We start from the raw sequence: 22794 nt of genomic DNA on the forward strand, positions 1-22794 counted from the left end.
AAAGTCACCGAATCGCATACTGAAGCCACACAGTTTCCACACCAGAACGACTCGGCAGAGGAGATGCCCATGACCATTTCAACGGGAAGTCCGTGGCACGGCTCCATGCAGGAACCTTCGGGCGGCGCGGACCTCGACGCCCGGCGTGCCGTCGAGTCCTACATGCTGCCCTCGGCCGAGCCGGTCCGGCTGGTGGATCCCGAAGGCCGCCACGTCCACAACGACACCTACCCGCTGCCGGACGGCGGCGCCCTCCTGTCGGCCTACCGCGAGCTGGTGGTCGGGCGGCGCGTGAATGACCAGGCCAATGCCCTGGTCCGGCAGGGCCGCATGGCGGTATACCCCTCCTCGCACGGGCAGGAGGCCTGCCAGGTCGCCGCAGCCCTCTGCCTCGGAGCCGGCGACTGGCTGTTCCCGACCTACCGGGACACCGTGGCCGTGCTGGCCCGCGGCGTGGACCCGATCCAGGCCCTGACCCTCCTGCGCGGCGACTGGCACAGCGGGTACGACCCCTACGAGCACAACGTTTCCATCCAGGCCACTCCGCTGGCCACCCAGCTGCTGCATGCCGTCGGCGTCGCCCACGCGGCCAAACTCAAGGGCGAGAACACGGTGGTCCTGGCCATGTGCGGCGACGGCGCCACCAGCGAGGGGGACTTCCACGAGGCGCTGAACTTCGCCGCGGTCTTCCACCTGCCTGTGGTCTTCTTCGTGCAGAACAACCAGTACGCCATCTCCGTGCCGCTGAGCCGGCAGAGCGTCGCCCCGTCGCTGGCCCACAAGGCAATCGGCTACGGGATGCCCGGGGAGCGTGTCGACGGCAACGACCTCGCCGCCCTGCTGGCCGTCCTCGGCAAGGCCGTGGACCGGGCGCGCGACGGCGGCGGCCCGGCCCTGGTGGAGGCCCACACCTACCGGATGCAGTCGCACACCAACGCCGACGACGCGACGCGCTACCGCACGGAGGACGAAGTCGCGCAGTGGGTGCCCAGGGACCCGCTGCAGCGGATGCGGACCTATCTTGCGGAGCTGAAGCTGCTCGACGACGCGGCCGAGGAGGACATCGCGGGCCAGGCCGAGCGCGTCGCCACGGCGCTGCGCGACGGGCTGAACGCCGAAACCCAGGTGGACCCCGAAGACCTGTTCCGCCACGTCTTCACCGAACAGACCAGCCAGCTGCGCGAACAGGCGGCCAAGCTGCGCGAGGAGCTTTCCCGCGACGAGCCCGCGGCGCCCGGAAGCGGGGCGTAGCCGGATGGGCACGACACTGACGTTCGCCAAGGCGCTGAACACCGCCCTGGCCGATGAAATGGAAGCCGACCCCACCGTCGTCGTTTTCGGCGAAGACGTGGGCGCGCTGGGCGGCGTCTTCCGCATCACGGACGGCCTGACGGCGCGCTTCGGCGAGGAGCGCTGCTTCGACACGCCGCTGGCGGAATCCGGCATCATGGGGATGGCCGTCGGCATGGCGATGAACGGCCTGCGGCCCGTGGTGGAGATGCAGTTCGACGCGTTCGCCTACCCGGCTTTCGAGCAGGTGGTCTCGCACGTGGCCAAGATGCCCAACCGGACGTGCGGCAAGGTCAAGCTGCCGCTCGTCATCCGGATTCCCTACGCCGGCGGGATCGGCGGCGTGGAGCACCACTGCGACTCGTCGGAGTCCTACTACGCCCATACCCCGGGCCTGACCGTGGTGTCACCGGCGACGGTGCCGGACGCCTACACGATGCTGCGCGAGGCGATCCGCCATCCGGACCCGGTGGTGTTCCTGGAGCCGAAGAAGCTGTACTGGTCCAAGGAGGACCTTGAGCTCGAGGCGCTGCGGTCCACGGCCGGCTCCTTCGGGCGGGCCGTGGTGGCCCGCGAGGGGACGGACGCAACGCTGATCACCTACGGCCCGTCCGTCGCCACCGCGCTCAATGCGGCGGCCGCTGCCGCCGAGGAGGGCCGCTCGCTCGAGGTGGTCGACGTGCGCTCCATCGTGCCGTTCGATGACGAGACCGTGTCCGCGTCCGTGCGGAAGACCGGCCGCGCCGTCGTCATCGCCGAAGCCCCCGGGTTCGCCTCGGTGGCCTCGGAAATCGTCGCGCGCGTGCAGGAACGCTGCTTCCACTCACTCGCCGCGCCCGTCCTGCGGGTCACCGGCTTCGACATTCCGTATCCCGCGCCGAAGCTGGAGCATTTCTACCTGCCCAGCGTGGACCGGATCCTCGACGCCGTCGATGCACTCCAGTGGGAGGACGCGTGACCATGGCCCGACAGACATTCATGCTGCCCGATCTCGGCGAAGGCCTGACCGAGGCCGAACTGGTCAACTGGCTGGTCGGCGTCGGCGACGAGATCAGGGTGGACCAGCCCATCGCGGAAGTGGAAACCGCCAAGTCCATGGTGGAGGTGCCCAGCCCGTTCGCCGGGACCGTGGCCGAACTGCACGGAAAGGCCGGGGACACTATCGACGTCGGCAAGCCGCTGATCTCCGTCGAGGCCGGCGACCGACGTAGCCAGGGGCCTGCCGGTGAGCATCCCGCGGCCGTGGCGTACCGCCAGGAAGAGCGGGCCGGCGCGGAGCCGGCGGCCGCGGCCGGGCCCGCCCCCGAGGCGGCCGCCGAGAGCGGCTCCGGAAACGTGCTGATCGGCTACGGGACGCGCGGCGGGTACGGCCCGGCGAAGCGGACCCGGCGGCCGCGCGCGGGGACTCCCGGCGCTGCCCGCCGGGAGGCTGCGGGCTTGCCGGGCGCCGCGCCCGGCGGGGCAAGCAACGCCGGCTCCGTTGCCCCCGAGCCCGGGGCCCGGGCCGCGGTTTCGGCACCGGCCGGGCTTGCGGAACGGCCGGCGGCACTTGGGCAGGCTCCGCTGGTGATCTCGCCGCTGGTCCGCAAGCTGGCGCGGGACGCGGGCCTCCGGCTGGCGGACATCGACGGTTCCGGGGCGGGCGGGCTGGTGCTGCGCAGGGACGTCGAGGCCGCGCTGGCCGGCGGACTCGCGCGGCCCGGCGGCGCAGCAGCGCCGGGCTACCCGGCGGCGCAGGTCCCGGAGACCGCGGCCGGAGCGCCGGAGCTGGACACCCGGAGCGGGCTGGCCATCGCCGAGCGCACCCCGATGCGCGGCGTGCGGAAGACCGTCGCGTCCGCCATGGCGCGCAGCCGGCGCGAAATTCCCGAGGCCACCGTGTGGGTGGACGTCGACGCGACCGCGCTGCTCGAGCTGCGCGCGGCCCTGAAGCGGAAGGATCCGGACGGCACCCCGGGCCTGCTCGCCTTCATCGGCCGGTTCGTCACGGCCGGGCTGCGCAAGTACCCGGAGCTGAATTCGCGCATCGACGGCGAAGACATCGTGCGCTTCGACGGCATCAACCTCGGCTTCGCGGCCCAGACCGACCGCGGCCTGATGGTGCCGAGCGTCCGCGACGCCGGAAAGCTCAGCGCCCGCTCACTGGACGCGGAGATCCGCCGGCTCACCGCCGTCGTACGTTCCGGGAAGGCGACGCCCCAGGAGCTGACGCGCGGAACCTTCACGCTGAACAACTACGGCGTGTTCGGGGTGGACGGCAGCGCCGCCATCATCAACTACCCGGAGGTGGCCATCCTGGGCCTGGGCCGGATCATCGAGCGGCCGTGGGTGGTGGATGGCGTGCTCGCCGTCCGCAGCGTCACCGAGCTGACGCTGTCCTTCGACCACCGGGTCTGCGACGGCGCCACCGCCGGCGGCTTCCTGCGGTTCGTGGCGGACGCGATCGAGAACCCTGCCGGCATCCTCGCCGAACTGTAGCGGGACCTGCGGCTGCGGGCGGCCCACCGGCCCTGTACCGCCCGCGGCCGCAGGTCTACCCTTGTGCCATGAAAGCTCTTCCAGAGGCCTACCAGAGCTACCTGGCCAAGCTGAGCCCGGCCGAAGCGGACGCGCTGCGTCCCGTGTTCATGGAGTCCGCGGCCGAGGGCGACCACGGCGTCCTGGTCCGCGGGGCGGGCTCACAGCACGTCCAGGCCGTGGTGGACGAACGCGTCCCGTTCGGCCAGATCCACGAAGGCTACATATGGGACTGATGGGCGGCTGGATGGCGGCTGGCTGAAAACCGCGACGCTGCCGGCTTGCAGCGCAGGGCGGAGCGGTGGCCGCCGCCGGGGCCGGGTACGGTTAGGGGGAAGGCCGCGCCGAGGCGGCCTCAGGAATGGCGCCAACGGAGGTACCGCGAAGCATGAGCGAAACCGTGCAGACCAAGGACATGGCCGAGTACGTCCAGGTCGCACCAGGGAACTATGTCATCCGCACCGGGAACTACTCGCTGAACTCGGGCCTGGTGGTGGGGCGGACCAAGGCCATGGTGATTGACACCGGCGCCGGTCCGCGCCAGGCCAGCCTCATCTACCGGACCGTGCGCTCGCTGACCAAGCTGCCGCTGGTCGTGGCCAATACGCACTCGCACTTCGACCATATTTTCGGCAACGCCTACTTCGCGGACAACGGTGTCCACGAGTTCTACGCGCAGCGCAACTGCGCCCACGACATGGCCGAGACAGCGAAGCTCCAGCGCGAGCTGGTGGCGGACACGGAGCCCGAGATGGCGGCCGGGAACGGCCCGCACACCGGAATCAAGGTCCCCACCAAGCCGGTGGACCAGGAACTGACGGTCAACCTGGGGGACATGCCGGTCAAGCTGTTCTACCTGGGCCGCGGCCACACGGACGGCGATCTGCTGGTGGGTACGCCGTCCACCCTGTTCGCGGGCGACCTGGTGGAGCAGGGCGCGCCGCCCGCCTTCGAGGACTCCTACCCGCGCGACTGGGTGGAAACGCTGCGGCGGGTGTCCAGCCTGCGCCACGAGTACGACGTGCTGGTACCGGGGCACGGCCAGACCGTGTCCGACGCCTTCGTGCGGAGCATGTGGGAGACGATGAACATGGCCGTGCGGCAGGCGGAACAGGCCAGCCGCGAGACGCCGGGGGATTCCACCAAGGCGATTCCGATTCTGCCCTACGGGCCGTTGCAGTCCCGGGCCCTGCTGAAGCGGCTGCAGACGCCGCCGCGCTAGGAGCAGGGGGACGCCGCGCCCGGTGCCCGGGGAGCAGCCCCGGGTACCGGGGTCAGCGCCGCCGGGTCTGCGAGCTGAACAGCCAGGTGAGCAGCGCGCTCATCAGCATGCCGCAGCCGAGGATCAGTGCCATGCCGGCCCAGAAGAACAGCGGCAGCCGCCCCGACCCGGGGACCGGAGCGGCGCCCACCTGCTGGACAATCCAGTACAGGCCGGCGGCCAGGGCCAGGCCCAGCAGCGCGAGCAGCCAGCACAGCCGCGGCCAGACCGGGGACGAGGACCAGTGGCTGCCGTAGCCCCGGAAATCGTTCCAGGTATCGCCCGAGCGCAGGACCGCGGGCCCGGCCAGCAGCGCCCAGAAGCCCGCGACCAGGAACGCGGCCACCACGTCGGACGGCCGGTGCCAGCCGTTGATCAGCGTGGCCGCTCCCGCGAGCACCGCGTAGGCCCCGCCGGCCGCGGCCGCGAACGGCCGCCAGCGCGGCGAGACCACCAGGAACACGGCCAGCGCCGCCGCGGCGGCGATGGTGGTGTGGCCCGACGGCAGGGAGTTGTGCTCCAGCGTGGGCACGCCGCGGTCGGGGCGGTCGAGGACGAGGTTCTTGAGGATCCACGTTGTTGCCGCCGAGGCGAGGACTACCCCGACCGCGATTCCGGCGGCCTTCCACCGGCGCCGCACCAGCGCGACGATGACCAGCACCACGGCCGCGACCACCGCCGACACGTCGGGCAGCAGGTCCAGGAAGTCGAGGAAGACGCCCCGTCCGAAGCTCCAGCCGGCTTCGGCTTCGGCCCACGCGGACTCGTCGGCGAACTGACCGGTGGTGGTCCGGACCAGGGCGTAGTAGTTGAAGGCGAAGGCAGCCGCGCACAGGCCGGCGCCGAGCCAGAACAGGTACGGACTGTGCCCCGGACGGCGGCGTAGAGCGGGCCGGGTTTGCTGCTTCTGCCGATTGTTCATCGACTCAAGGGTGCCACACCAAGCTGGGCGAAGGCCCATTCCGCACCGGGGGCGGCGGCCCTACGGGAGGCCATGGCCGGGGCAGGGAGGCGCACGGCGTACAGTGGAGCCGTGACGACGCCCCAGCCCGAGACCGGTTTTCCGCTGCCTCCGCTCGAGGAGCTCCAGGCGGCGGCGCGCGTGGTCTCGCTGCCCATGCGGGTCAAGTTCCGCGGGGTGCTGGAGCGTGAGCTCATGCTCTTCGAGGGGCCCGCGGGCTGGGCGGAATTCTCACCGTTCCTGGAGTACGACGACGCCGAAGCGGCTTCGTGGCTCGGTGCGGCCATCGAGGCGGGGTGGCAAGGTTTCCCCCCGCCGCTGCGCACGAGCGTGCCGGTCAATGCCACGGTGCCGGCCGTGGGCCCCGAGGACGTGCCGTCCGTGCTCGCCCGCTACGACGGCCCGCGGACCGTGAAGGTCAAGGTGGCGGAGGCCGGCCAGACCGCGGACGAGGACGTGGCCCGGGTGGCGGCGGTCCGCGACGTGCTGCCGGACGCGGCGCTGCGGGTCGACGCCAACGGCGGCTGGGACCCGGACACCGCCGTCGATATCCTGTCCCGGCTCGCCCCCTTCGGGCTGCAGTACGCGGAGCAGCCCGCGCCGGACATCGCGGGCCTGCGCCGGGTACGGCAGGAACTGCGCCGCAGGGGCATCGCGGTGCCGGTGGCAGCCGACGAAAGCGTGCGCAAGGAATCCGATCCGCTGCTGGTGGCGCGCCAGGATGCCGCGGACCTGATCGTGGTGAAGGTCCAGCCGCTCGGCGGGGTGCGGCGGGCCCTGAAGATCGTCGCAGAGGCCGGCCTGCCCGCGGTCGTGAGCTCCGCGCTGGACTCGTCGGTCGGGATCAGCGCCGGAGTGGCGCTCGCGGCGGCCCTGCCGGATCTGCCGTACGCGTGCGGCCTGGGCACGGTGGCCCTGATGGACGGTGACGTGGTCCGGGACCGGATGGTCCCGGTGGACGGGTCCCTGCCGGTGCGCGCGGCGGCCGCGGATCCGGAACTGCTCGGGCGGTACCGGGCCGCTCCGGACAGGGAGGAATGGTGGGCCGGGAGGCTGTCCCGCACCTACCGGCGTTTGGCAACCCTGCACCGATAAGGTTCGCTCCGGCGTCGTGAGTTGTTTGCCCCGCGTTCACCTGTACTCGGCTTCAAGGTCGGATTCGGCTGGGAACTTGGGAGGCGTTGCTTAACCGTTCAAATCTGGAAGGCCTCCTGAAGTGTCTGATCTCAAGAAGCGTCTGCTGCCCATGCTGGGACATGTTTCGGGCAAGCGCAGCGCTGTGACCTGCGCGCTCAAATGCGGCAACGCCTGTGCGCAGGGTGTCTGCAACACCTCCGCCAACAACTATTTCCGGGATGTCGTGTCCGCCGAGTTCTCGCGCCGCAACATGCTCGGTGTCAGCAGCGCGGGCGTGCTCGCCCTGGTCTTCGGCGGAAGCGCGGCGGCCAACGCAACCTCCGCCGCGGGCCTGTCCCCGGCCGCCAAGGTGGCCTCCGGAGCCGGCAGCAAGCTGAAGTTCACGGGCATCGACGGCGTCGAGGCGACCGTGGACAACGTCACGGTGCCCAAGGGGTACAACTGGAAGCCGGTCATCCGCTGGGGCGACCCGCTGTTCGCCGACTCCGCCGAGTTCGATCCGGAGAACCAGAGCCCGGAATCCCAGGCCGGCCAGTTCGGTTACAACAACGACTACCTGGACATCCTCGAGATCCCGGGCACTAACGGCAAGCGCGCGGTGCTGTTCTCCAACCACGAGTACACCAACGAAGCGATCATGTTCCCGGCGACCATGTCGGCCTCGGACGTGCGCCGCACCGCCATGGCCGCCCACGGCCTGAGCGTCGTCGAACTGCGCCGCAAGGGCAAGGGGCAGCCCTGGGAATACGTGCGCGGAGCCAAGCTGAACCGCCGCTTCCTGCTCGACACCGAGTACGAACTCACCGGCCCGGCCGCCGGCTCCAGCCTGCTGAAGACCAAGGCGGACCCGACCGGACGCAAGGTGCTCGGGACGCAGAACAACTGCGCCGGCGGCACCACCCCGTGGGGCACCATCCTCTCCGGCGAAGAGAACTTCAACCAGTACTTCAAGGTCTCCAACCCGACCGCTGAGCAGCGCCGCTACGGCCTGACCGATCCCAACCCGGGCCGCGGCTGGCACCTCGAGGAGACCCGCCTCGACACCGACCTGCCGGAAGGCAAGAACGAGGACAACCGGTTCGGCTGGATCGTGGAGGTCGACCCCTTCGACCCGACCTCCACGCCGCGGAAGCACACCGCGCTGGGACGTTTCAAGCACGAGGGCGCCAATGTCACCATTGCCAAGTCCGGCCACGTGGTGTCCTACTCCGGCGACGACGAGCGCTTCGACTACCTGTACAAGTTCGTCTCCAAGGGCAAGTACGTCGAGGGCGACAAGAAGCACAACATGACCCTGCTGACCGAGGGCGACCTCTTCGTGGCCAGCTTCACCGGCAACTCGCCGGCCAACCAGATCGACGGCGCCGGCGTGCTGCCGTCCGACGGCGCCTTCGACGGCACCGGACACTGGATCCAGCTGACCAAGGACGGCAAGTCCCTGGTACCGGACATGTCCATCGACCAGGTCCTCGTCTACACCCGCCTCGCCGCGGACAAGATGGGCGCCACCAAGATGGACCGCCCGGAGGACGTCGAGGTCAACCCGGTGTCGGGCAAGGTCTACGTGGCCTGCACCAACAACACCAAGCGCACCGCGGCCCAGGCCGACGAAGCCAATCCGCGGGCGAACAACAAGCACGGCCACATCGTCGAGCTGTCCGAGACGGGCGACCAGGCCTCGACCGGGTTCACCTGGAACCTCCTCCTCGTGGCCGGCGACCCGGCGGCGGACGAAAGCGTCTACTTCGGCGGCTACCCGGCGGACAAGGTCCAGCCGATCTCCTGCCCGGACAACGTGGCCTTCGACTCCGTCGGCAACCTGTGGGTTTCCACCGACGGCCAGCCGGGCACCATCCAGCGCAACGACGCCCTGTACCGCGTCACGCTGGAAGGACCGGAGCGCGGCAAGGTGGAGCAGTTCATGGCCGTGCCGACCGAGGCCGAGACCTGCGGCCCGCTCATCCACGACCAGGACGGGATGGTCTTTGTGGCCGTCCAGCACCCGGGCGAGGACGGCTCCTGGGACAAGCAGCACTCGCTGTTCCCGGACTACCTGCCGGCCGGCACGCCGTCGGGCAAGGGCGGCCTGCCCCGCCCGTCCGTGATCCAGATGTACAAGGGCAAGACCGGATTCTAGCCCGCGACGGCGGCCGGCCCCGTCCGGGGTTCCGGCCGCCGTGCTTCGCCGCGAAGGCCGCGTCCACCGATGGGTGGGCGCGGCCTTCGTGCTTGGCTGCGTGCTGGCGGCCGGGCCTCGGGCGGACCCGCCGGGGCCGTCTGCCTAGGATGGAACCGTGACTGCCGCGCTCAATGCCATCGATGCCGCCCGTTCCGCCGTCCGCGCCCTGCTCGAGGGCGGGGTGCGGGACGTCGTCGTCGCCCCCGGATCACGCAGCGCCCCGCTGGCCTACGCGCTGGCCGAGGCGGAGGCGCGCGGCGAACTGCGGCTGCACGTGCGCATCGACGAGCGGGCGGCGGGATTCACCGCGCTCGGGCTCTCGCTCGGCTCGCTGCGGCCGGTCCCGGTGGTGACGACCTCCGGCACGGCCGTGGGCGAGCTGCTGCCGGCGGTGATGGAAGCCAACCACGCCGGCGTCGAACTCGTGGTGCTCAGCGCGGACCGTCCCGAGGAACTGCGTGGGACCGGCGCCAACCAGACCACGGTGCAGCCCGGCATCTTCGGCGGCCACGTCCGCTATGCCGTCGACGTCGCCGCCGGTGCCGACCCGGCCGAGCCGGTGGCCGTCGGCCTGCTGGCGGCCAAGGGCATTCCGCTCCCGGCGCCCGGCAGTGCCAGGGACATCCATAGCCTCGCGGCCACGCCGTCGCCGGGCGCCCCGGCGGCCGCCGGACCGGACCATCACCAGGGAGCGGTGGGGCCGGTGCACATTAATCTGGCGCTGCGGGATCCGCTGGTGCCGTTGCTTGACGACGGCGGCGGCCCGGCTGCGGGGCTGGGGGAGCCTGTCGCGGTGGGCAGCGGCGCTGTTCCTGTCGACGGGGACCCGGCGTCCCAACCCTTGAGGGCGCCCGTACCCTTGGAGGCGCCGAAGCGGGCGCCGGTGCCGACCGTGGAAACCGCCGAGGAGCGGCGCACCGTCGTCGTCGCCGGCCACGGGGCCGGCGCCTACGCGGAAGCCTTTGCCCGCGCGCACCGGCTGCCGCTGCTGGCCGAGCCGTCGTCCAACGCCCGCTTCGGACCCAATGCCGTGGGCGTCTACCGGATGCTGCTGGCCCAGTTGGGAGCCGCGGTGGAGCGGGTGGTGGTCTTCGGGCGGCCGACGCTTTCGCGGCCGGTGGCCGCCCTGCTGGCCCGCGAGGACGTACAGACGGCGCTTTTCATGCCCGAGCCCGTGGCCTGGTTCGACGCGGGGCGCCGCCGGGAGCGGCTCATCGACGAACCCTCCGACCTGTCCCTCTTCTCCGGCGTGGGACCTGACGGCTGGCTGGAGCGCTGGCAGCAGGCGGGCGACGCGGGAGCCGCGGCCGCGGCTCAGGTGCTGGCCGCCGAACCAGGGCTGACCGGGCTGCGGGTCGGTGCGGCGGTGTGGCGCCATACTGCAGGCAGGCTGGTGCTCGGCTCTTCCAACCCCATCCGCGACGTGGATCTTCTCGGCCCGGCCGCAGCGGAACCGGCCGCCTTCGTGCACGCCAACCGCGGGCTCGCCGGGATCGACGGCACGGTCTCCACCGCCACCGGCGTCGCGCTGGCGGCGCAGGAACCCACCCGGGTGCTGCTGGGCGACCTGACCTTCCTGCACGATCCCGGCGGCCTCTTCCTCGGCGCGGGGGAAGCGGAGCCGGCCCTGCAGATCGTGGTGCTCAACGATGGCGGGGGCGGAATCTTCACCCTGCTGGAACACGGGAAGGTGGGGCTCGAGGCAAACTACACCGCCGCCGTCGAACGCCTCTTCGGAACGCCGCACCGGGTGGACCTGGCGGCCCTGGCAACCGCGTACGGCGTGCGGTACCGCCTGGTCGAGGATGAAAGCGGGCTGGATGCCACGCTGCAGGAGCCCATTGCCGGGCGCAGCCTGCTGGAAATCCGGACGGACCGCTCCCGGCTCCGGGACCTGCACGCCCGGATCGCCGCCGCCGTCGGCGCCGCCGTCGCCCCGCTGGTCCCGCAGCAGGCCTGATCGTCCGGGCGGCGCCGCGCCTGCTCCGCGCCGCGGCGTCAAAAAAGCTGCGTTGTGGAAATCTGCCGGCGGTTTGAAACGGCGGCGGATTTCCACAACGCAGCGAAAGGGGGGGAGTCGCGGGTCCGGAGGGGAGCCTAGGCCTCGGGAAAGGGCCCCCGGGGCCTAGAGGACCTTGGAGAGGAAGGCCTGGGTCCGGGCATGCTGCGGGTTTCCGAGCACGTCCTTGGGGTCGCCCTGTTCCACGACGACGCCGCCGTCCATGAAGACGACGCGGTCGCCGACCTCGCGGGCGAAGCCCATCTCGTGGGTCACCACCATCATGGTCATGCCCTCGTCCGCGAGCTGGCGCATCACGCCGAGCACGTCCCCGACCAGTTCGGGGTCCAGGGCGCTGGTGGGTTCGTCGAAGAGCATCATGTCCGGGTTCATGGACAGGGCGCGGGCGATCGCCACCCGCTGCTGCTGCCCGCCGGAAAGCTGGGACGGATAGGCATCCTCGCGGTTGGCCAGCCCGACCTTGGCCAGGTTCTTCCGCGCGATCTCGACGGCCTCGGCCTTCGGGCGCCGCTTGGCCCGCTGCTGGGCCAGCGTCAGGTTCCGCAGCACGCTCAGGTGCGGGAAGAGGTTGAACTGCTGGAAGACCATGCCGATCCGGGTACGGATCCTGTCGAGGTCCGTCTCCGGGTCCGTGATGTCCACGCCCTCGACCAGCACCGTGCCGCTGGTGGGCTCCTCCAGCCGGTTGACGCAGCGGAGCAGGGTGGACTTTCCGGAGCCGGAGGGCCCGATCACGCAGACCACCTCGCCCTGGTCGACGTGGAAATCGATGCCCTTGAGGACCTCGTTGTCACCGAAGTTCTTGCAGAGATTCCGGACCTCGATCGCCGGACGGTCCTTCTGCAGCGGACTATTGGTGGCCATCGCTTACCGGCCTCTCTTGTTGTGTCGTTCGAGCCTGGCGACAAGCTGGGTCAGCGGCAGGGTGATGATCAGGTACATCAGCGCCGCGATCACCAGCGGCGTGGCGTTGGCGGACTGGGAGACCGAGTCGCGTGCGAAGGTGGTGAGCTCCCGCTCGTTCAGAGCCATGCCGGCGATGAACAGCAACGAGGTGTCCTTGATCAGGATGACCAGTTCGTTGGTCAGCGGCGGGGTCACGATGCGGAAGGCCTGCGGCAGCACGACGGAAACCATGGTCCAGGCCGGATTCATGCCCAGCGACCGGGCGGCCTCGCGCTGGCCGGCGGGAACAGCCTCGATGCCGGCACGCAGGGTCTCGGCGATGTACGCGCCGGAGACGATGATCAGGGCGATCAGCCCCGCGCCGGCGCTGCCGCCCGGCGGCCGCCAATTGAAGGCGATCGGCACGGCGAAGGCGAATCCGAAGATGACCAGCAGCGCGGGCAGGCCGCGGAAGAGCTCCACATAGCCCGTGGCCACCCAGCGGTACGGTGCGACGGGGGAGAGTTTCATCAAGGCCAGGATGAGGCCCAGGATCAGGCCGCCGACGAACGCGATGGCCGTGTAGATGATCGTGTTCTTCGCCGCGACAACGATCACGTCGGGGAAGGTAGCGGCCGCGACCTGCGGGTTGAAGAAGTTGGTCTGGATCGCCTCCCAGTCCGCGGCGAAGAGCACGGCGGCGAGGACGATGACGAAGACGGCGTACAGCACGCCGCGGAAGAGGCGCCGGCGGGCAGATGGTTTCACAAGGTGGCCTTCCAAAGGTCAGGGAACGGGCTCCGCCCCGGACGCTGGTGGTCCGGGGCGGAGCCGAGGCTGCTACTGCTTGAAGTACTTGTCGTAGATTTCCTGGTACTTGCCGCTGTCGCGCAGGTCCTTCAGCTGGCCGTCGACGGCCTGGAGCAGGGCTTCGGTGCCTTCCTTCTTCATGGCGAAGCCGTACTTTTCGTCCGTCTTGAACTCCTGCACCACTTCGTATTTGCCGTTCTCCAGGTGGCCAAGGTTGACCGGGAGGTCCTGCAGCACGGCGTCGACGCCGCCGGACTGCAGCGCCGGGAAGAGCTCGCCGTCGGACGGGTAGGCGCGGATCTCGGCGTCGGACGGCGCGTTCTCGCGGGTGTACTTCTCGCCGGTGGTGCCCTGCTGGACGCCTACGGACTTGCCCGAGAGGTCCTCGATGGTCTTGATGTCGGAGCCTGCCGGCACGAGCAGCGACTGCAGCGAGTCGTAGTAGGGCTCGGTGAAGGCCAGGTTCTTCTTGCGCTCCTCGGTGATGGTGATGGCGCTGGCGCCCATGTCGCACTGTCCGGCGTTCAGCACGACGCCGCTCTGGAGGCCGTCGAAGCCGACGTCCTGGACCTTCAGCTCCAGGTCGAGGCCCTTGGCGATTTCACCCACCATGTCCATGTCGAAGCCGGTGTACTGGCCGTCCTTCTCGAATTCGAACGGCGGGTAGGGAATGTCCGAGCAGACCGTCAGGGTTCCGGGAGTCACGAGCCCGAGCTGGTTGTCCGCGGCCTGGCTGCCGCCGTCGGAGGACGAGCCGCTGCCGCAGGCTGTCAGGGCCAGGGCGGAGGCTGCCAATAGGACAGCAACCCGCGAGGACTTGGAGATGGTGAGCCGCATGGTGGGCAATCCTTTACTTGAAGCGATCTAGCAGAGCTGGCAAAACAAACGTAATTCTAGCGTCACATTATGACTTGCCCCACAGGCTACAGGTTTTGCCTATGAGTAACCAGCGGCGGGGTCAGGGAACCGGGCCCCGGCCTCAGCGGCGGAGCCCGAGCGATTCGATCATCGGCCGGAACTTCGCCCACGTCTCGGCCAGCTCCGCTTCGGGAGTCGAGGCCTCCACGATCCCGCAGCCCGCGTAGAGCCGAACACGGGTCGGGGTCTCGACGACGGCCCCGCGCAGGGCGATGCCCCACTCGCCGTTGCCGGCACCGTCCGTCCAGCCGACCGGCCCGGCGTAAGGGCCGCGGTCCATCTGCTCGAGCTCGCGGATAAGGTCCCCGGCGGCTTCCGTGGGGCTGCCGCACACGGCGGCGGTGGGATGCACGGCCTCGGCGAGTTTAAGGGACGACGGCGTCCTGCCGCCGTCGAGCGCGAGGTCGGCCGAGACGTCGGAGGCCAGGTGCCAGACGTTGGGCAGTTCCAGCACGAACGGCTCGCTGTGCGAGGTCATGGCGGAGGTATAGGGCTGGAGCTTGCGCGTGAGCGAGTCGATCGCGATCTCGTGTTCGTGCTGCTGCTTCTCCGAGCCGGCCAGCACCCGCTCGGCGTAGGCCGCGTCCGACTCGCCCTCGATCTTGTGCGTGTTGGCCCGGTCCAGCGTCCCCGCCAGCACCCGCGCCCGCGCCACGTTGTCCTCCACCTTGATCAGCATCTCGGGTGTGGAACCGATCAGCCCGTCCACGCTGTAGGTCCAGCAGTCGTGGTAGCGCGCGGCCAGTTCGCGGAGCACCTGGGCGGTGGCGATGGGGGAGGACAGGTCCGCCACCAGGTCGCGGGCAAGCACCAGTTTGGTCAGGCCGCCGCCGGCAATGCGCTCGACGCCGGCCGCGACGGCCGCCATATAGGCCTCCTCGGACACCTGTCCGGGATGCAGCGTGTCGGCGCCGTCCGGTCCGTGTTCGGGCGAGACCTCCTCCAGCCAGCCGGCCAGTTCGGCCCGGGCCGCGTCGGCCGTCGGCTCGGCCCCGTCGTCGTTAGTAATAAGGGTCAGCCAGGAACCGGACTCGTCGGCTCCCACCACGATGCGCGGAACGATCAGCCGGGATTCGTAGGCCGACGTCTTGGAGAAGGCAAACGAGCCGAAGGCCACCAGGCCCGTGCCCGGAGCGCTGAGCACGTTTTCCACCTCGGCCGTCCGGGCGGTCTCCTGCCACCATTCGGCGGCGTCGCTGAACCGCTCCGGGCCGGAGGACGTGAACCTGGCCGCCTCGCCGAAGGCCACCAGCCCTGCCCCGTGGCGGATCCAGCAGTGCGCGTCATCACGCACCAGGTAATCCAGAATGCCGGTGGAAGAGGAGAGCCCGCCGAGGTCGACGGTGACGGAGCGCAGGGAGGTCATGATGGATTCAAGGGTACCCTTCGGCGGAACCCGCAGCGCCACCGGCCTCCCGGGGCCGGAACCACGGGTTCGGCCGCCGGGGCAAACTTTGAGAGAATGAAGCCGTGAACCGAGCATCCCTGGAGAAGCGCCCCGACGAAGTCGCCGCAATGTTCGACGACGTCGCCCCCAAATACGACCTGGTCAACGATGTCCTATCCATGGGACAGACCCGCCGCTGGCGCCGCGTGGTGGTCGATGCCGTGGGCGCCAAGCCGGGCCAGCGGGTCCTGGACCTGGCCGCCGGGACCGGTACTTCCAGCGAGCCGTACGCGGACGCCGGGATCGAGGTCGTCGCCTGCGACTTCTCCCTGGGCATGCTCGAGGTGGGCAAACGCCGCCGTCCGGACATCGACTTCGTCGCCGGCGACGCCACCAACCTGCCCTTCGCGGACAACTCCTTCGACGCCGTGACCATCTCCTTCGGCCTGCGCAACGTGAACGAGCCGCGCGCGGCCCTGCGGGAGATGCTGCGGGTGGCCAAGCCCGGTGCGCGGCTGGTGATCGCCGAGTTCTCCTCGCCGGCCCTGCCGGTCTGGCGGACCATCTACACCGAGTACCTGATGCGGGCGCTGCCGGCGATTGCCAGCAAGATCTCCTCCAACCCGGCCTCCTACGTCTACCTGGCCGAGTCCATCCGCGCGTGGCCGGACCAGCACGGCCTCGCAGCCTGGATCAGGGAAGAGGGCTGGCAGAACGTCGCCTACCGCAATCTCAGCGGCGGCATCGTGGCCGTCCACCGCGCGGAAAAGCCGGGCCGCGCCGACGCGTCCAACGCGGACTCCCAAACCGCGCTGCGCCGCCGGAGTTCCAGGACCGCCGGCTGACGTGTCCGTACTGATTGTCGGGGCAGGACCTGCCGGGTCGACCGCTGCCTACTATCTGGCCAAGGCCGGCATCGAAGTGACGGTGCTGGAGAAGACGTCCTTCCCGCGCGAGAAGGTCTGCGGCGACGGGCTGACGCCGCGCGCCGTCCGCGAGATCCAGCTGCTGGGGCTGCCGCACGAGGAAACCGCCGGCTGGCGGCGCAACCGCGGGCTGCGCCTGATCGCCGGCGGCCGCCGCCTGGAGCTGCCCTGGCCCGAGCTGTCCGACTTCCCGGACTACGGCCTGATTCGCACCCGGCTTGGCTTCGACGAGGAACTGGCCCGGCATGCAGACGCGGCCGGGGCCCGGGTGCTGGAACGGCACTCGGTGTCCGAGGCGCTGCGTGACGACGCCGGACGGGTCACCGGAGTGCGTGCCAGCGTCCTGGACGACCGCGGCCGGAAGACGGGCGACACGCGTGACTTTACTGCCGACGTCGTTCTTGCCGCTGACGGCAACTCCGCCCGCACCGCGCTGAGCCTCGGCATCGAAAAGCGGGACGACCGGCCGCTCGGCGTGGCCGTGCGCACGTACTTCACCAGCCCCCGGCACCAAGATGACTGGATGGAGGGCTGGCTGGAGCTGCCCGATGCCCAGGGGAACCCGCTGCCCGGCTACGGGTGGGTGTTCGGCGTCGGCGACGGCACGTCCAACGTGGGTCTCGGCATCCTGAACTCGTCGAAGTCCTTCGGCAAGCTGGACTACCGGCAGGTGCTGCGGGACTGGACCGCCGGGATGCCCGAGGAATGGGGCTTCACGGAGGAGAACCAAGTGGGGCAGGTGCGGGGCGCGGCGCTGCCGATGGGCTTCAACCGCACGCCGCACTACTCGCCGGGCCTGCTGCTGCTGGGCGACGCCGGCGGCATGGTCAGCCCGTTCAACGGCGAGGGCATCTCCTACGCGATGGAGTCGGCCCGGTATGCGGCGGAGCTCATCATCGACGCACAGTCGGGGTCCGGAGAGCTGGACGAGCAGGTCCTGGCCCGCTACCCGGAAATCATCCGGGGCCAGTGGGGCAGCCACTTCACGCTCGGGCGGGTCTTTGCCGGCCTGATCGGCCAGCCGGCGATCATGAAGCTGGCGCTGCGCACCGGCATGCCCGTCCCGCCGCTGATGCGCTTCGTGGTGCGCATGCTGGCCAACCTGACGGACGCGAACGGCGCGGGCTTTGAGGATAGAGTTATTCATTTGCTGGAGAAAATTACGCCGCAGGCCTCAAACCAGACCGGCGGCGCAACCGTTGACCGCAGACCAACCGTCCCGACGATTAGTTAGTGTTGAACCGTGACTGACGCAAACCCGAGCTGGACTCCTGCCGGCCACGTTCCGGATTCCCTGGAGCTGGACACGGCTACTGCCGCCATCGCCTCAAGCCTGAACCTCCCGGCAGGCTTCGGCCTCGTGGCCCAGGATCCTGATCTCGGACCGGCCGTTTCCACCGCCCTCGCGCGCGTGGAGAAGCAGCTTCGGGTGGCCATCGCGCATTCGGACCCGCTCGCCGACGCGACCAGCCGGCACCTGGTGGAGGCCGGCGGCAAACGCGTCCGGCCGCTGCTGACCATTCTGGCGTCGCAGCTGGGCAAGGGGCCGGTGGCCGAGGTGCTGCAGGCCGCGGTGGTCGTGGAGCTGACGCATCTGGCCACGCTCTATCACGACGACGTGATGGACTCGGCGCCCTACCGCCGCGGTGCTCCCACCGCCCACGAGGTCTGGGGCAACCAGGTGGCCATCCTCGCCGGCGACCTGATCTTCGCCCGGGCCTCCATCCTGGTGTCGGAACTGGGGCCGGAGGCCGTGCTGATCCAGGCCCGAACCTTCGAACGCCTGGTGCTGGGGCAGCTGCAGGAGACCGTGGGCCCGCGCGACGGCGAGGACCCGGTGGAGCACTACCTGTCCGTCATCGGCGGCAAGACCGGTTCCCTGATTGCCACCGCCGGCCAGCTCGGCGCCATGTTTGCCGGCGCCGGCCAGGACGTGGTCGATGTGATGGTCGAGTACGGCGAACGCGTTGGCGTGGCCTTCCAATTGGCCGACGACGTCATCGACGTGACCGGCCTCAAAGCCAAGTCCGGCAAGGCCCCGGGCACCGACCTGCGCGAGGGCGTGCCCACCCTGCCCGTGCTGCTGCTCCGCAAGGCGGCAGCCGCCGGCGATGCTTCCGCCGCGGCCGTGCTGGAACTGGTGGACGCCGACCTGACCTCCGACGAGGCCCTGGCCAAGGCCGTCGAGGCCCTGCGCGAGCACCCCGTCACCCAGCAGTCCTGGGACACGGCCCGCGAATGGGCCGCCGCCGCCAAGGCCGCCCTGGACCCGCTGCCGGAGAGCACCGTCAAGTTCGCGCTGGCCGCATTCGCCGAAGCCGTCGTCGACCGCGACGTCTAGCCGCCGCCGACGCACCCAGCGGCGGCACGGCGTCGGAAAGCCGCAGACTTTGGCGGAAACCGACGCGCTTTATCCCGGCGCCCAATCCGCTGACCTGCGCGTTCATTCGGGACGCCGTTGAAACGGTGCTCTTTTCCGTCGCACTCAGGCCACGCCCCTGGGGCGGCGCTGCAACGCCTGCTGGATGTCCCGGAGCATTCCCGCCGGGTTTCCGAACACGTCTTCATATACGAAGCGCAGTGTGACGTAGCTGCGGACCACGCCAGCATTATTGCGGCGGAGGTCCCGCCGGAATGACTTGCGGTCCATATGGAAGGCCGCGCCGTCGAACTCGATGATCAGCCAGCCATCAACGAGGAAGTCTACTTCGCCGATGCCCTTCACCCAGACCCTGTGCCTGAACTCCAGTCCCGCGCGCCGAAGCATTCCACGGACAACGACCTCGGGAGCCGAATCCGCACGTCCATCCGCGAGCTCAAGCCGCCGGCGGCCGGTCCCGTTCCGTGGCCCTCGAAGGCGGAACTTCAGCACCTCCAGTGCCACGTTGCCGGACTTCAGGGCTGATTCAGCGATGACCAGAGCGTCATCCTCGGGCAGGCAGCGCAGCGCATGGATCACGACATCGACCAGTCCGGCTACTGGCAGCCGCTGCATTGGAGGGACAGATATAGTCCCGTGGCTGACCTCCCGCTCGCGGCAGTTCCGGACCGAAGCAAGATGAACGTGCCCGTCTGGTCTGAGCTGCCAGAGCCCGTGATGGAGCGCCGCAGACGTGCAGGTGAGCACCCCGCCAGCTATCCTCGCTGCCAGAAAATCTTGTCTGGCCCCGGGCAACGCGACGATTCCCCGACGCGGCCTAAACAACACCTTCGCGTCCAAGGCCGAGCGCAGTTGGCGCTCCGAGGCGCCCGACGCCAACAGGTCTTTGACCCTCGCTGAATCCCCGAACGAGTGAAGCAGCGCAACCAGTTCCATGCCACACACCATGCCCGGGACAATGCTGGTGCGCTTGCCCGGGTGACCGGTGTGGGGACAACAATCCGGTCGACCAGCCTGTGGAGGAGAGACCAGACGATGTCGGCCCGATGAGGTCGGTGCCCGTCCTGCGGCTGGCCGCGCCAGCCCGGCTGACAAGGCATGTTGGGTCAGTCGCCCAAGACGGGCGGCGGATAACTGCAAGCTTTCTGCAGGTGCGTCCGATGAAACCGCAGGTCAGCGCAAGGGGAGGCTGCTAAAAACCCGCACGTTCGCGCCATAATCTGTCAGATTCCGGCGCTGTGTCAGGACGCTAGACCCGTGCGGATCGGTTCGCCGGGGGCGAGGCGCTGAGGCGACTGCCGGGCCCAGGGACCCCGGGACTCCGGCTCCGCCGGCCGCCGAGGGGGATGCCGCGACCGGCTTAGTCGTCGTCTTCTTCGTCGCTGAAGACCCAGTCGAACATGTCGAAGACAAACTCGCTGAAGGTGGCATCCTCGCTCTGCCAGCCCTGGTTGCTCGTGTTGGTGCGGATCCAGACGATGGGGTCCGGCACCGTCAGGTGCTCCTCGCGGAAGCCCCAGTTGGCTTCTTCGTCCATCTCGTCGAGGAACAGCAGGTAGCCGTCCTCGATCTCCAGCTCGTCCGGGTCCCAGAAGAAGTCGTGGGCCTCCATGAGGTCCTCGCAGCCGCCGAGTGCGTGGTAGAACTCGACCAGGGCCTGCGGGACCTGGAACTTGTGCTCGCCGAGCAGCCCCTCGAGGTCGTCGTAGGAGATGCCGTCCTCTTCGGACCATTTCCGGCCGAGGTACTTCGGCACGAGGGAACGGAACTTGTCAACGAACATTTCAGGCATGCTGCTGCTTCCTTGGCTGGCGGGAGAAGGGGACGGTAAAAGGGCGGGCTGGAGGTCCCGAGACCATCCTACGCGTCGGCGCGGGTGTGTCCCGCTGAGCAGCCATATGCGCCCGCCCCTGGCCGCCTCGCCCCGGTCCGCGCCGCCCCGACGCGGGCCGGGAAGCTTCAGCTGCGGCGGCGTTTCGCCAGCCCGGGGTAATCGATCACGATGCCATCGGCGTCCACCACAAGGTCCGCGCTGAACCCGTTGGAAGAATAGTTGACGACGGCGGTGCGGGAGTCGTCGTCGTACGTGCGGACGCTGCTGTAGTTCTGTTCCGAGGCGGTGACCTGCAGGCTGGGCAGGTGGATCATGGCCATGGTGAACGTGTGTTGGGCGTCCGGGTTGTGCACGGCGCCCAGCCGCAGGATCGGCATGGTGTTGGTCGCGGGGCAGGCCTCAAGGTCGCAGTCGAGGGCGAGGTCGAGGACATGCGGGTCCGCAAGGCCAGGCTCGGGCAGGTCGGCGGTGCCAGATTGCTTGGCCTGCACGCTCCAGGTTCCGTTCGGTGCGCGGTCCAGCCACAGGTGCCGGCTGAAGCCTTGGCCATGGACGGAAATCTCGAAATGCTCGGTGATCCAGTTCTCGCCGCAGCGCAGGGCCCAGCTGGCGGCGTAGCCGGCCGTGCGGGTTGCGCCGTGCGCGGTGAGGCGCTCGGGTTCGAGGTTGATGGTGGCGGTGTCGGCCCGCTTGGGGTCGTCCTCGCCGAGCCAGGCATGCGTCCGGGATTCGTGGGTTTCGTGCATGGTCACAGCCTCGTGCCTCGGCGCCCGCATGGCAAGGGTCAGCCGGCTTCGGACTCCAGCCGCCGCACGGTCAGGGCGAGCCAGAGGTGCACGCGGTCCGCGGTGATGGCCGGGTCGTAGCCGGTCAGGTCGACGATCTGGCCCAGCCGGTAACGCACGGAGTTGCGGTGCAGGCCGAGGGAATCGGCGACCGCGGCGACGGAGCCGTTGAGGTCGAGGTAGGTCTCCAGCGTGGACATCAGCTGGCCGGCGTGCGCGGCGTCGAAGGCGACCAGGGGGTCCAGAGCCTCGGCGGCTAGGTCGGCCAGCGGGACGTCCTCGGAGGCCAGCAGCAGCGAGGTCAGCGAGAGCCGCTGCGGCACGTTGAGCGGCCGGCCGTGGCTGAGCGCTTCCTTGGCTTCGAAGTAGCTCCAGCGCAGGCCGTTCGCCTGGGCATAGCCGCCGCCGACGCCCACGGTGGCGGACAGCCCTGCCTCGCGGAAATACTCGCTGAGCCGGCGGCCGGGTTCCTCCGCGGGCTCGGCGTCCTGCAGGATGAGGACCAGCCGGTCGTCGAGCAGGCCGGTTATCGTGCCCTCCATGCCGGCCGGAAGGGGCAGCGTACGCAGCGCGCGCCGGTGGTTCGCGGAGGCCTGCACCACGATGAGCTGCTGGCGCAGCGAGGTGTCGATGCCGATGTTGTCGAGCCGCAGCGCGGCGTCCTGGCCCTGCAGGGTCCCGCGCACCACGTCCTGCAGGATCTGTCCGTTGGTCCGGCGTTCGCGTTCGCGATGCTTGGCTTGGTTGTTCAGTTCCAGGCTGATCAGGCTCTGCGCGTAGTCCACGATGGCGTTGCGTTCGAACGGCTCGGCGAGGGCCAGCGTGCAGCGGTCCTTCATCCCCGTGGAGATGGGCACCGTGTGCCAGTTTGCGTGCTGCTTCTTGGAGGAGGCGAAGACCTGGGTGCCGTACTGGGACAGCACGACGTCGGTGCGCAGCGTCGTCGCGAGCGTGCGCAGCAGGGCCGGAAGGCCACCGCCGCCAAGCAGCGCGGACGCCAGGGCCTGGTGGTCCTTCAGCAGCTGTTCGAGCTTGCCGTAGTGGTCCGCCGAAATCGCGTCCGCCACCATCCGGCTGATCGCGACGAAGGGTGTCTCGTAGGGGACCTCGAAGACGGGCAGGTCGAGCCGGTCGGCTTCGGCCAGGACCGCCGGCGGGATCTTGCTGTGGCTCAGGCCCAGGGCGAAGCCGACGGCGACCACACCGGCCTCGTGCACGCGGGTGACGAAGCGGCGCTGCGCTGCGGCGGATTTCTGCCGCAGGCCGGTGGTCAGGACGACTTCGCCCCCGCTGAGGAACGGCAGCGGATCCTCGAGCTCGGTGGTGGCCACCCAGGTCACGACGGCGTCCGGGTTGCCGGAGGCGTGGCCGGCCACCCGCAGGTGGAGCGACTTGCTGGCCAGGAGATTGGCGAGAGTGACAGCCATGAGGCCACTATACGGGGAATCTTTGTGCATCCGCACTGCGGCGTACGTAGGGCCGTGCATGGGGAGGTAAGGCGGCT

General features: G+C 69.8%; 20 protein-coding genes. 11 read left to right on the plus strand and 9 right to left on the minus strand.

All coding sequences use genetic code 11. The features are described 5' to 3' along the window. Window positions 1–69: 69 nt before the first annotated feature. The 5 genes from pdhA (at window position 70) to WFH44_RS04580 (ending at window position 5029) form a co-directional block, all read left to right on the plus strand. Window positions 70–1251 (plus strand): pyruvate dehydrogenase (acetyl-transferring) E1 component subunit alpha, encoded by a 1182-nt coding sequence (pdhA, locus tag WFH44_RS04560; protein ID WP_442892867.1) that lies wholly within the window; start codon window positions 70–72, stop codon window positions 1249–1251. Window positions 1252–1255: 4 nt separating this feature from the next. Further along, entirely contained in the window at window positions 1256–2248 is a 993-nt protein-coding gene (locus WFH44_RS04565; protein WP_336712128.1) for an alpha-ketoacid dehydrogenase subunit beta, read from the plus strand. A 2-nt stretch (window positions 2249–2250) separates the two neighbouring features. Continuing rightward, complete coding sequence (locus tag WFH44_RS04570; RefSeq protein ID WP_336712130.1) at window positions 2251–3768, plus strand: dihydrolipoamide acetyltransferase family protein; 1518 nt, start codon at window positions 2251–2253, stop codon at window positions 3766–3768. Between the two features lie 68 nt (window positions 3769–3836). After that, window positions 3837–4043: a hypothetical protein gene (locus tag WFH44_RS04575; protein ID WP_336712132.1), complete on the plus strand. Its 207-nt coding sequence runs from the start codon at window positions 3837–3839 to the stop codon at window positions 4041–4043. Window positions 4044–4195: 152 nt separating this feature from the next. Next, the gene (locus WFH44_RS04580) at window positions 4196–5029 is read left to right on the plus strand and encodes an MBL fold metallo-hydrolase (protein WP_336712134.1); all 834 of its coding nucleotides are present in this window, start codon (window positions 4196–4198) and stop codon (window positions 5027–5029) included. 52 nt (window positions 5030–5081) lie between these two features. Here the strand turns inward: WFH44_RS04580 and WFH44_RS04585 are convergent, their stop codons facing one another. Further along, window positions 5082–5990, minus strand: a complete 909-nt coding sequence (locus WFH44_RS04585; RefSeq protein ID WP_336712135.1) for a phosphatase PAP2 family protein — start codon at window positions 5988–5990, stop codon at window positions 5082–5084. Between the two features lie 111 nt (window positions 5991–6101). On the opposite strand from WFH44_RS04585, the gene WFH44_RS04590 reads away from it, so the two are divergent. The 3 genes from WFH44_RS04590 to menD all read left to right on the plus strand — a co-directional run bounded on the left by WFH44_RS04590 (window position 6102) and on the right by menD (window position 11305). Beyond that, window positions 6102–7124, plus strand: coding sequence for an o-succinylbenzoate synthase (locus WFH44_RS04590; RefSeq protein ID WP_336712136.1), 1023 nt, complete (start codon window positions 6102–6104; stop codon window positions 7122–7124). 151 nt (window positions 7125–7275) lie between these two features. Continuing rightward, on the plus strand, window positions 7276–9303 hold the full coding sequence (locus tag WFH44_RS04595; protein ID WP_336712905.1) for a PhoX family protein: 2028 nt from the start codon (window positions 7276–7278) through the stop codon (window positions 9301–9303). Window positions 9304–9460: 157 nt separating this feature from the next. Next, entirely contained in the window at window positions 9461–11305 is a 1845-nt protein-coding gene (gene menD / locus WFH44_RS04600; RefSeq protein WP_336712137.1) for a 2-succinyl-5-enolpyruvyl-6-hydroxy-3-cyclohexene-1-carboxylate synthase, read from the plus strand. 165 nt (window positions 11306–11470) lie between these two features. Here menD and WFH44_RS04605 read toward each other — a convergent pair whose 3' ends face one another. The 4 genes from WFH44_RS04605 to WFH44_RS04620 all read right to left on the minus strand — a co-directional run bounded on the left by WFH44_RS04605 (window position 11471) and on the right by WFH44_RS04620 (window position 15344). Next, window positions 11471–12229 carry an amino acid ABC transporter ATP-binding protein gene (locus tag WFH44_RS04605; RefSeq protein ID WP_336712138.1) on the minus strand — a complete coding sequence of 253 codons (759 nt, stop codon included), beginning with the start codon at window positions 12227–12229 and terminating at the stop codon, window positions 11471–11473. A gap of 3 nt (window positions 12230–12232) precedes the next feature. Then, a complete protein-coding gene (locus tag WFH44_RS04610) occupies window positions 12233–13018 on the minus strand; it encodes an amino acid ABC transporter permease (protein ID WP_336712139.1) in 786 nt (261 codons plus the stop codon). Between the two features lie 72 nt (window positions 13019–13090). Continuing rightward, a complete protein-coding gene (locus tag WFH44_RS04615; protein ID WP_336712140.1) occupies window positions 13091–13897 on the minus strand; it encodes a basic amino acid ABC transporter substrate-binding protein in 807 nt (268 codons plus the stop codon). 142 nt (window positions 13898–14039) lie between these two features. Further along, window positions 14040–15344, minus strand: a complete 1305-nt coding sequence (locus WFH44_RS04620; RefSeq protein WP_336712142.1) for an isochorismate synthase — start codon at window positions 15342–15344, stop codon at window positions 14040–14042. Between the two features lie 104 nt (window positions 15345–15448). On the opposite strand from WFH44_RS04620, the gene WFH44_RS04625 reads away from it, so the two are divergent. From WFH44_RS04625 to WFH44_RS04635, 3 genes are read left to right on the plus strand one after another with little or no spacing between them, the layout of a single operon-like run. Next, entirely contained in the window at window positions 15449–16210 is a 762-nt protein-coding gene (locus WFH44_RS04625) for a demethylmenaquinone methyltransferase (RefSeq protein WP_336712144.1), read from the plus strand. Window position 16211: 1 nt separating this feature from the next. After that, window positions 16212–17525, plus strand: a complete 1314-nt coding sequence (locus WFH44_RS04630; protein WP_336712146.1) for a geranylgeranyl reductase family protein — start codon at window positions 16212–16214, stop codon at window positions 17523–17525. Window positions 17526–17534: 9 nt separating this feature from the next. Continuing rightward, window positions 17535–18632 (plus strand): polyprenyl synthetase family protein, encoded by a 1098-nt coding sequence (locus WFH44_RS04635; RefSeq protein ID WP_336712149.1) that lies wholly within the window; start codon window positions 17535–17537, stop codon window positions 18630–18632. Between the two features lie 144 nt (window positions 18633–18776). Here WFH44_RS04635 and WFH44_RS04640 read toward each other — a convergent pair whose 3' ends face one another. From WFH44_RS04640 to WFH44_RS04655, 4 genes are all read right to left on the minus strand, one after another. Beyond that, a complete protein-coding gene (locus WFH44_RS04640) occupies window positions 18777–19607 on the minus strand; it encodes a DUF559 domain-containing protein (RefSeq protein ID WP_336712151.1) in 831 nt (276 codons plus the stop codon). 424 nt (window positions 19608–20031) lie between these two features. Next, window positions 20032–20463 carry a hypothetical protein gene (locus WFH44_RS04645; RefSeq protein WP_336712152.1) on the minus strand — a complete coding sequence of 144 codons (432 nt, stop codon included), beginning with the start codon at window positions 20461–20463 and terminating at the stop codon, window positions 20032–20034. Window positions 20464–20630: 167 nt separating this feature from the next. Further along, on the minus strand, window positions 20631–21251 hold the full coding sequence (locus WFH44_RS04650; protein ID WP_336712153.1) for a putative glycolipid-binding domain-containing protein: 621 nt from the start codon (window positions 21249–21251) through the stop codon (window positions 20631–20633). Between the two features lie 38 nt (window positions 21252–21289). Then, window positions 21290–22717, minus strand: coding sequence for a PucR family transcriptional regulator (locus tag WFH44_RS04655; RefSeq protein WP_336712155.1), 1428 nt, complete (start codon window positions 22715–22717; stop codon window positions 21290–21292). Between the last annotated feature and the right edge of the window lie 77 nt (window positions 22718–22794).

It is taken from the genome of Arthrobacter sp. USHLN218 (genome assembly GCF_037144715.1).
Classification (GTDB): domain Bacteria; phylum Actinomycetota; class Actinomycetes; order Actinomycetales; family Micrococcaceae; genus Crystallibacter.

Bases quoted from the DNA above. Each gene is read 5' to 3' on its own strand.
- WFH44_RS04645 (WP_336712152.1), bottom strand. From the start codon at position 20,463: ATGCCTGAAATGTTCGTTGACAAGTTCCGTTCCCTCGTGCCGAAGTAC.
- WFH44_RS04605 (WP_336712138.1), bottom strand. From the start codon at position 12,229: ATGGCCACCAATAGTCCGCTGCAGAAGGACCGTCCGGCGATCGAGGTC.
- WFH44_RS04620 (WP_336712142.1), bottom strand. From the start codon at position 15,344: ATGACCTCCCTGCGCTCCGTCACCGTCGACCTCGGCGGGCTCTCCTCT.
- WFH44_RS04565 (WP_336712128.1), top strand. From the start codon at position 1,256: ATGGGCACGACACTGACGTTCGCCAAGGCGCTGAACACCGCCCTGGCC.
- pdhA (WP_442892867.1), top strand. From the start codon at position 70: ATGACCATTTCAACGGGAAGTCCGTGGCACGGCTCCATGCAGGAACCT.
- WFH44_RS04575 (WP_336712132.1), top strand. From the start codon at position 3,837: ATGAAAGCTCTTCCAGAGGCCTACCAGAGCTACCTGGCCAAGCTGAGC.
- WFH44_RS04615 (WP_336712140.1), bottom strand. From the start codon at position 13,897: ATGCGGCTCACCATCTCCAAGTCCTCGCGGGTTGCTGTCCTATTGGCA.
- WFH44_RS04585 (WP_336712135.1), bottom strand. From the start codon at position 5,990: ATGAACAATCGGCAGAAGCAGCAAACCCGGCCCGCTCTACGCCGCCGT.
- WFH44_RS04570 (WP_336712130.1), top strand. From the start codon at position 2,251: ATGGCCCGACAGACATTCATGCTGCCCGATCTCGGCGAAGGCCTGACC.
- WFH44_RS04595 (WP_336712905.1), top strand. From the start codon at position 7,276: ATGCTGGGACATGTTTCGGGCAAGCGCAGCGCTGTGACCTGCGCGCTC.
- WFH44_RS04655 (WP_336712155.1), bottom strand. From the start codon at position 22,717: ATGGCTGTCACTCTCGCCAATCTCCTGGCCAGCAAGTCGCTCCACCTG.
- WFH44_RS04650 (WP_336712153.1), bottom strand. From the start codon at position 21,251: ATGCACGAAACCCACGAATCCCGGACGCATGCCTGGCTCGGCGAGGAC.
- WFH44_RS04640 (WP_336712151.1), bottom strand. From the start codon at position 19,607: ATGGAACTGGTTGCGCTGCTTCACTCGTTCGGGGATTCAGCGAGGGTC.
- WFH44_RS04580 (WP_336712134.1), top strand. From the start codon at position 4,196: ATGAGCGAAACCGTGCAGACCAAGGACATGGCCGAGTACGTCCAGGTC.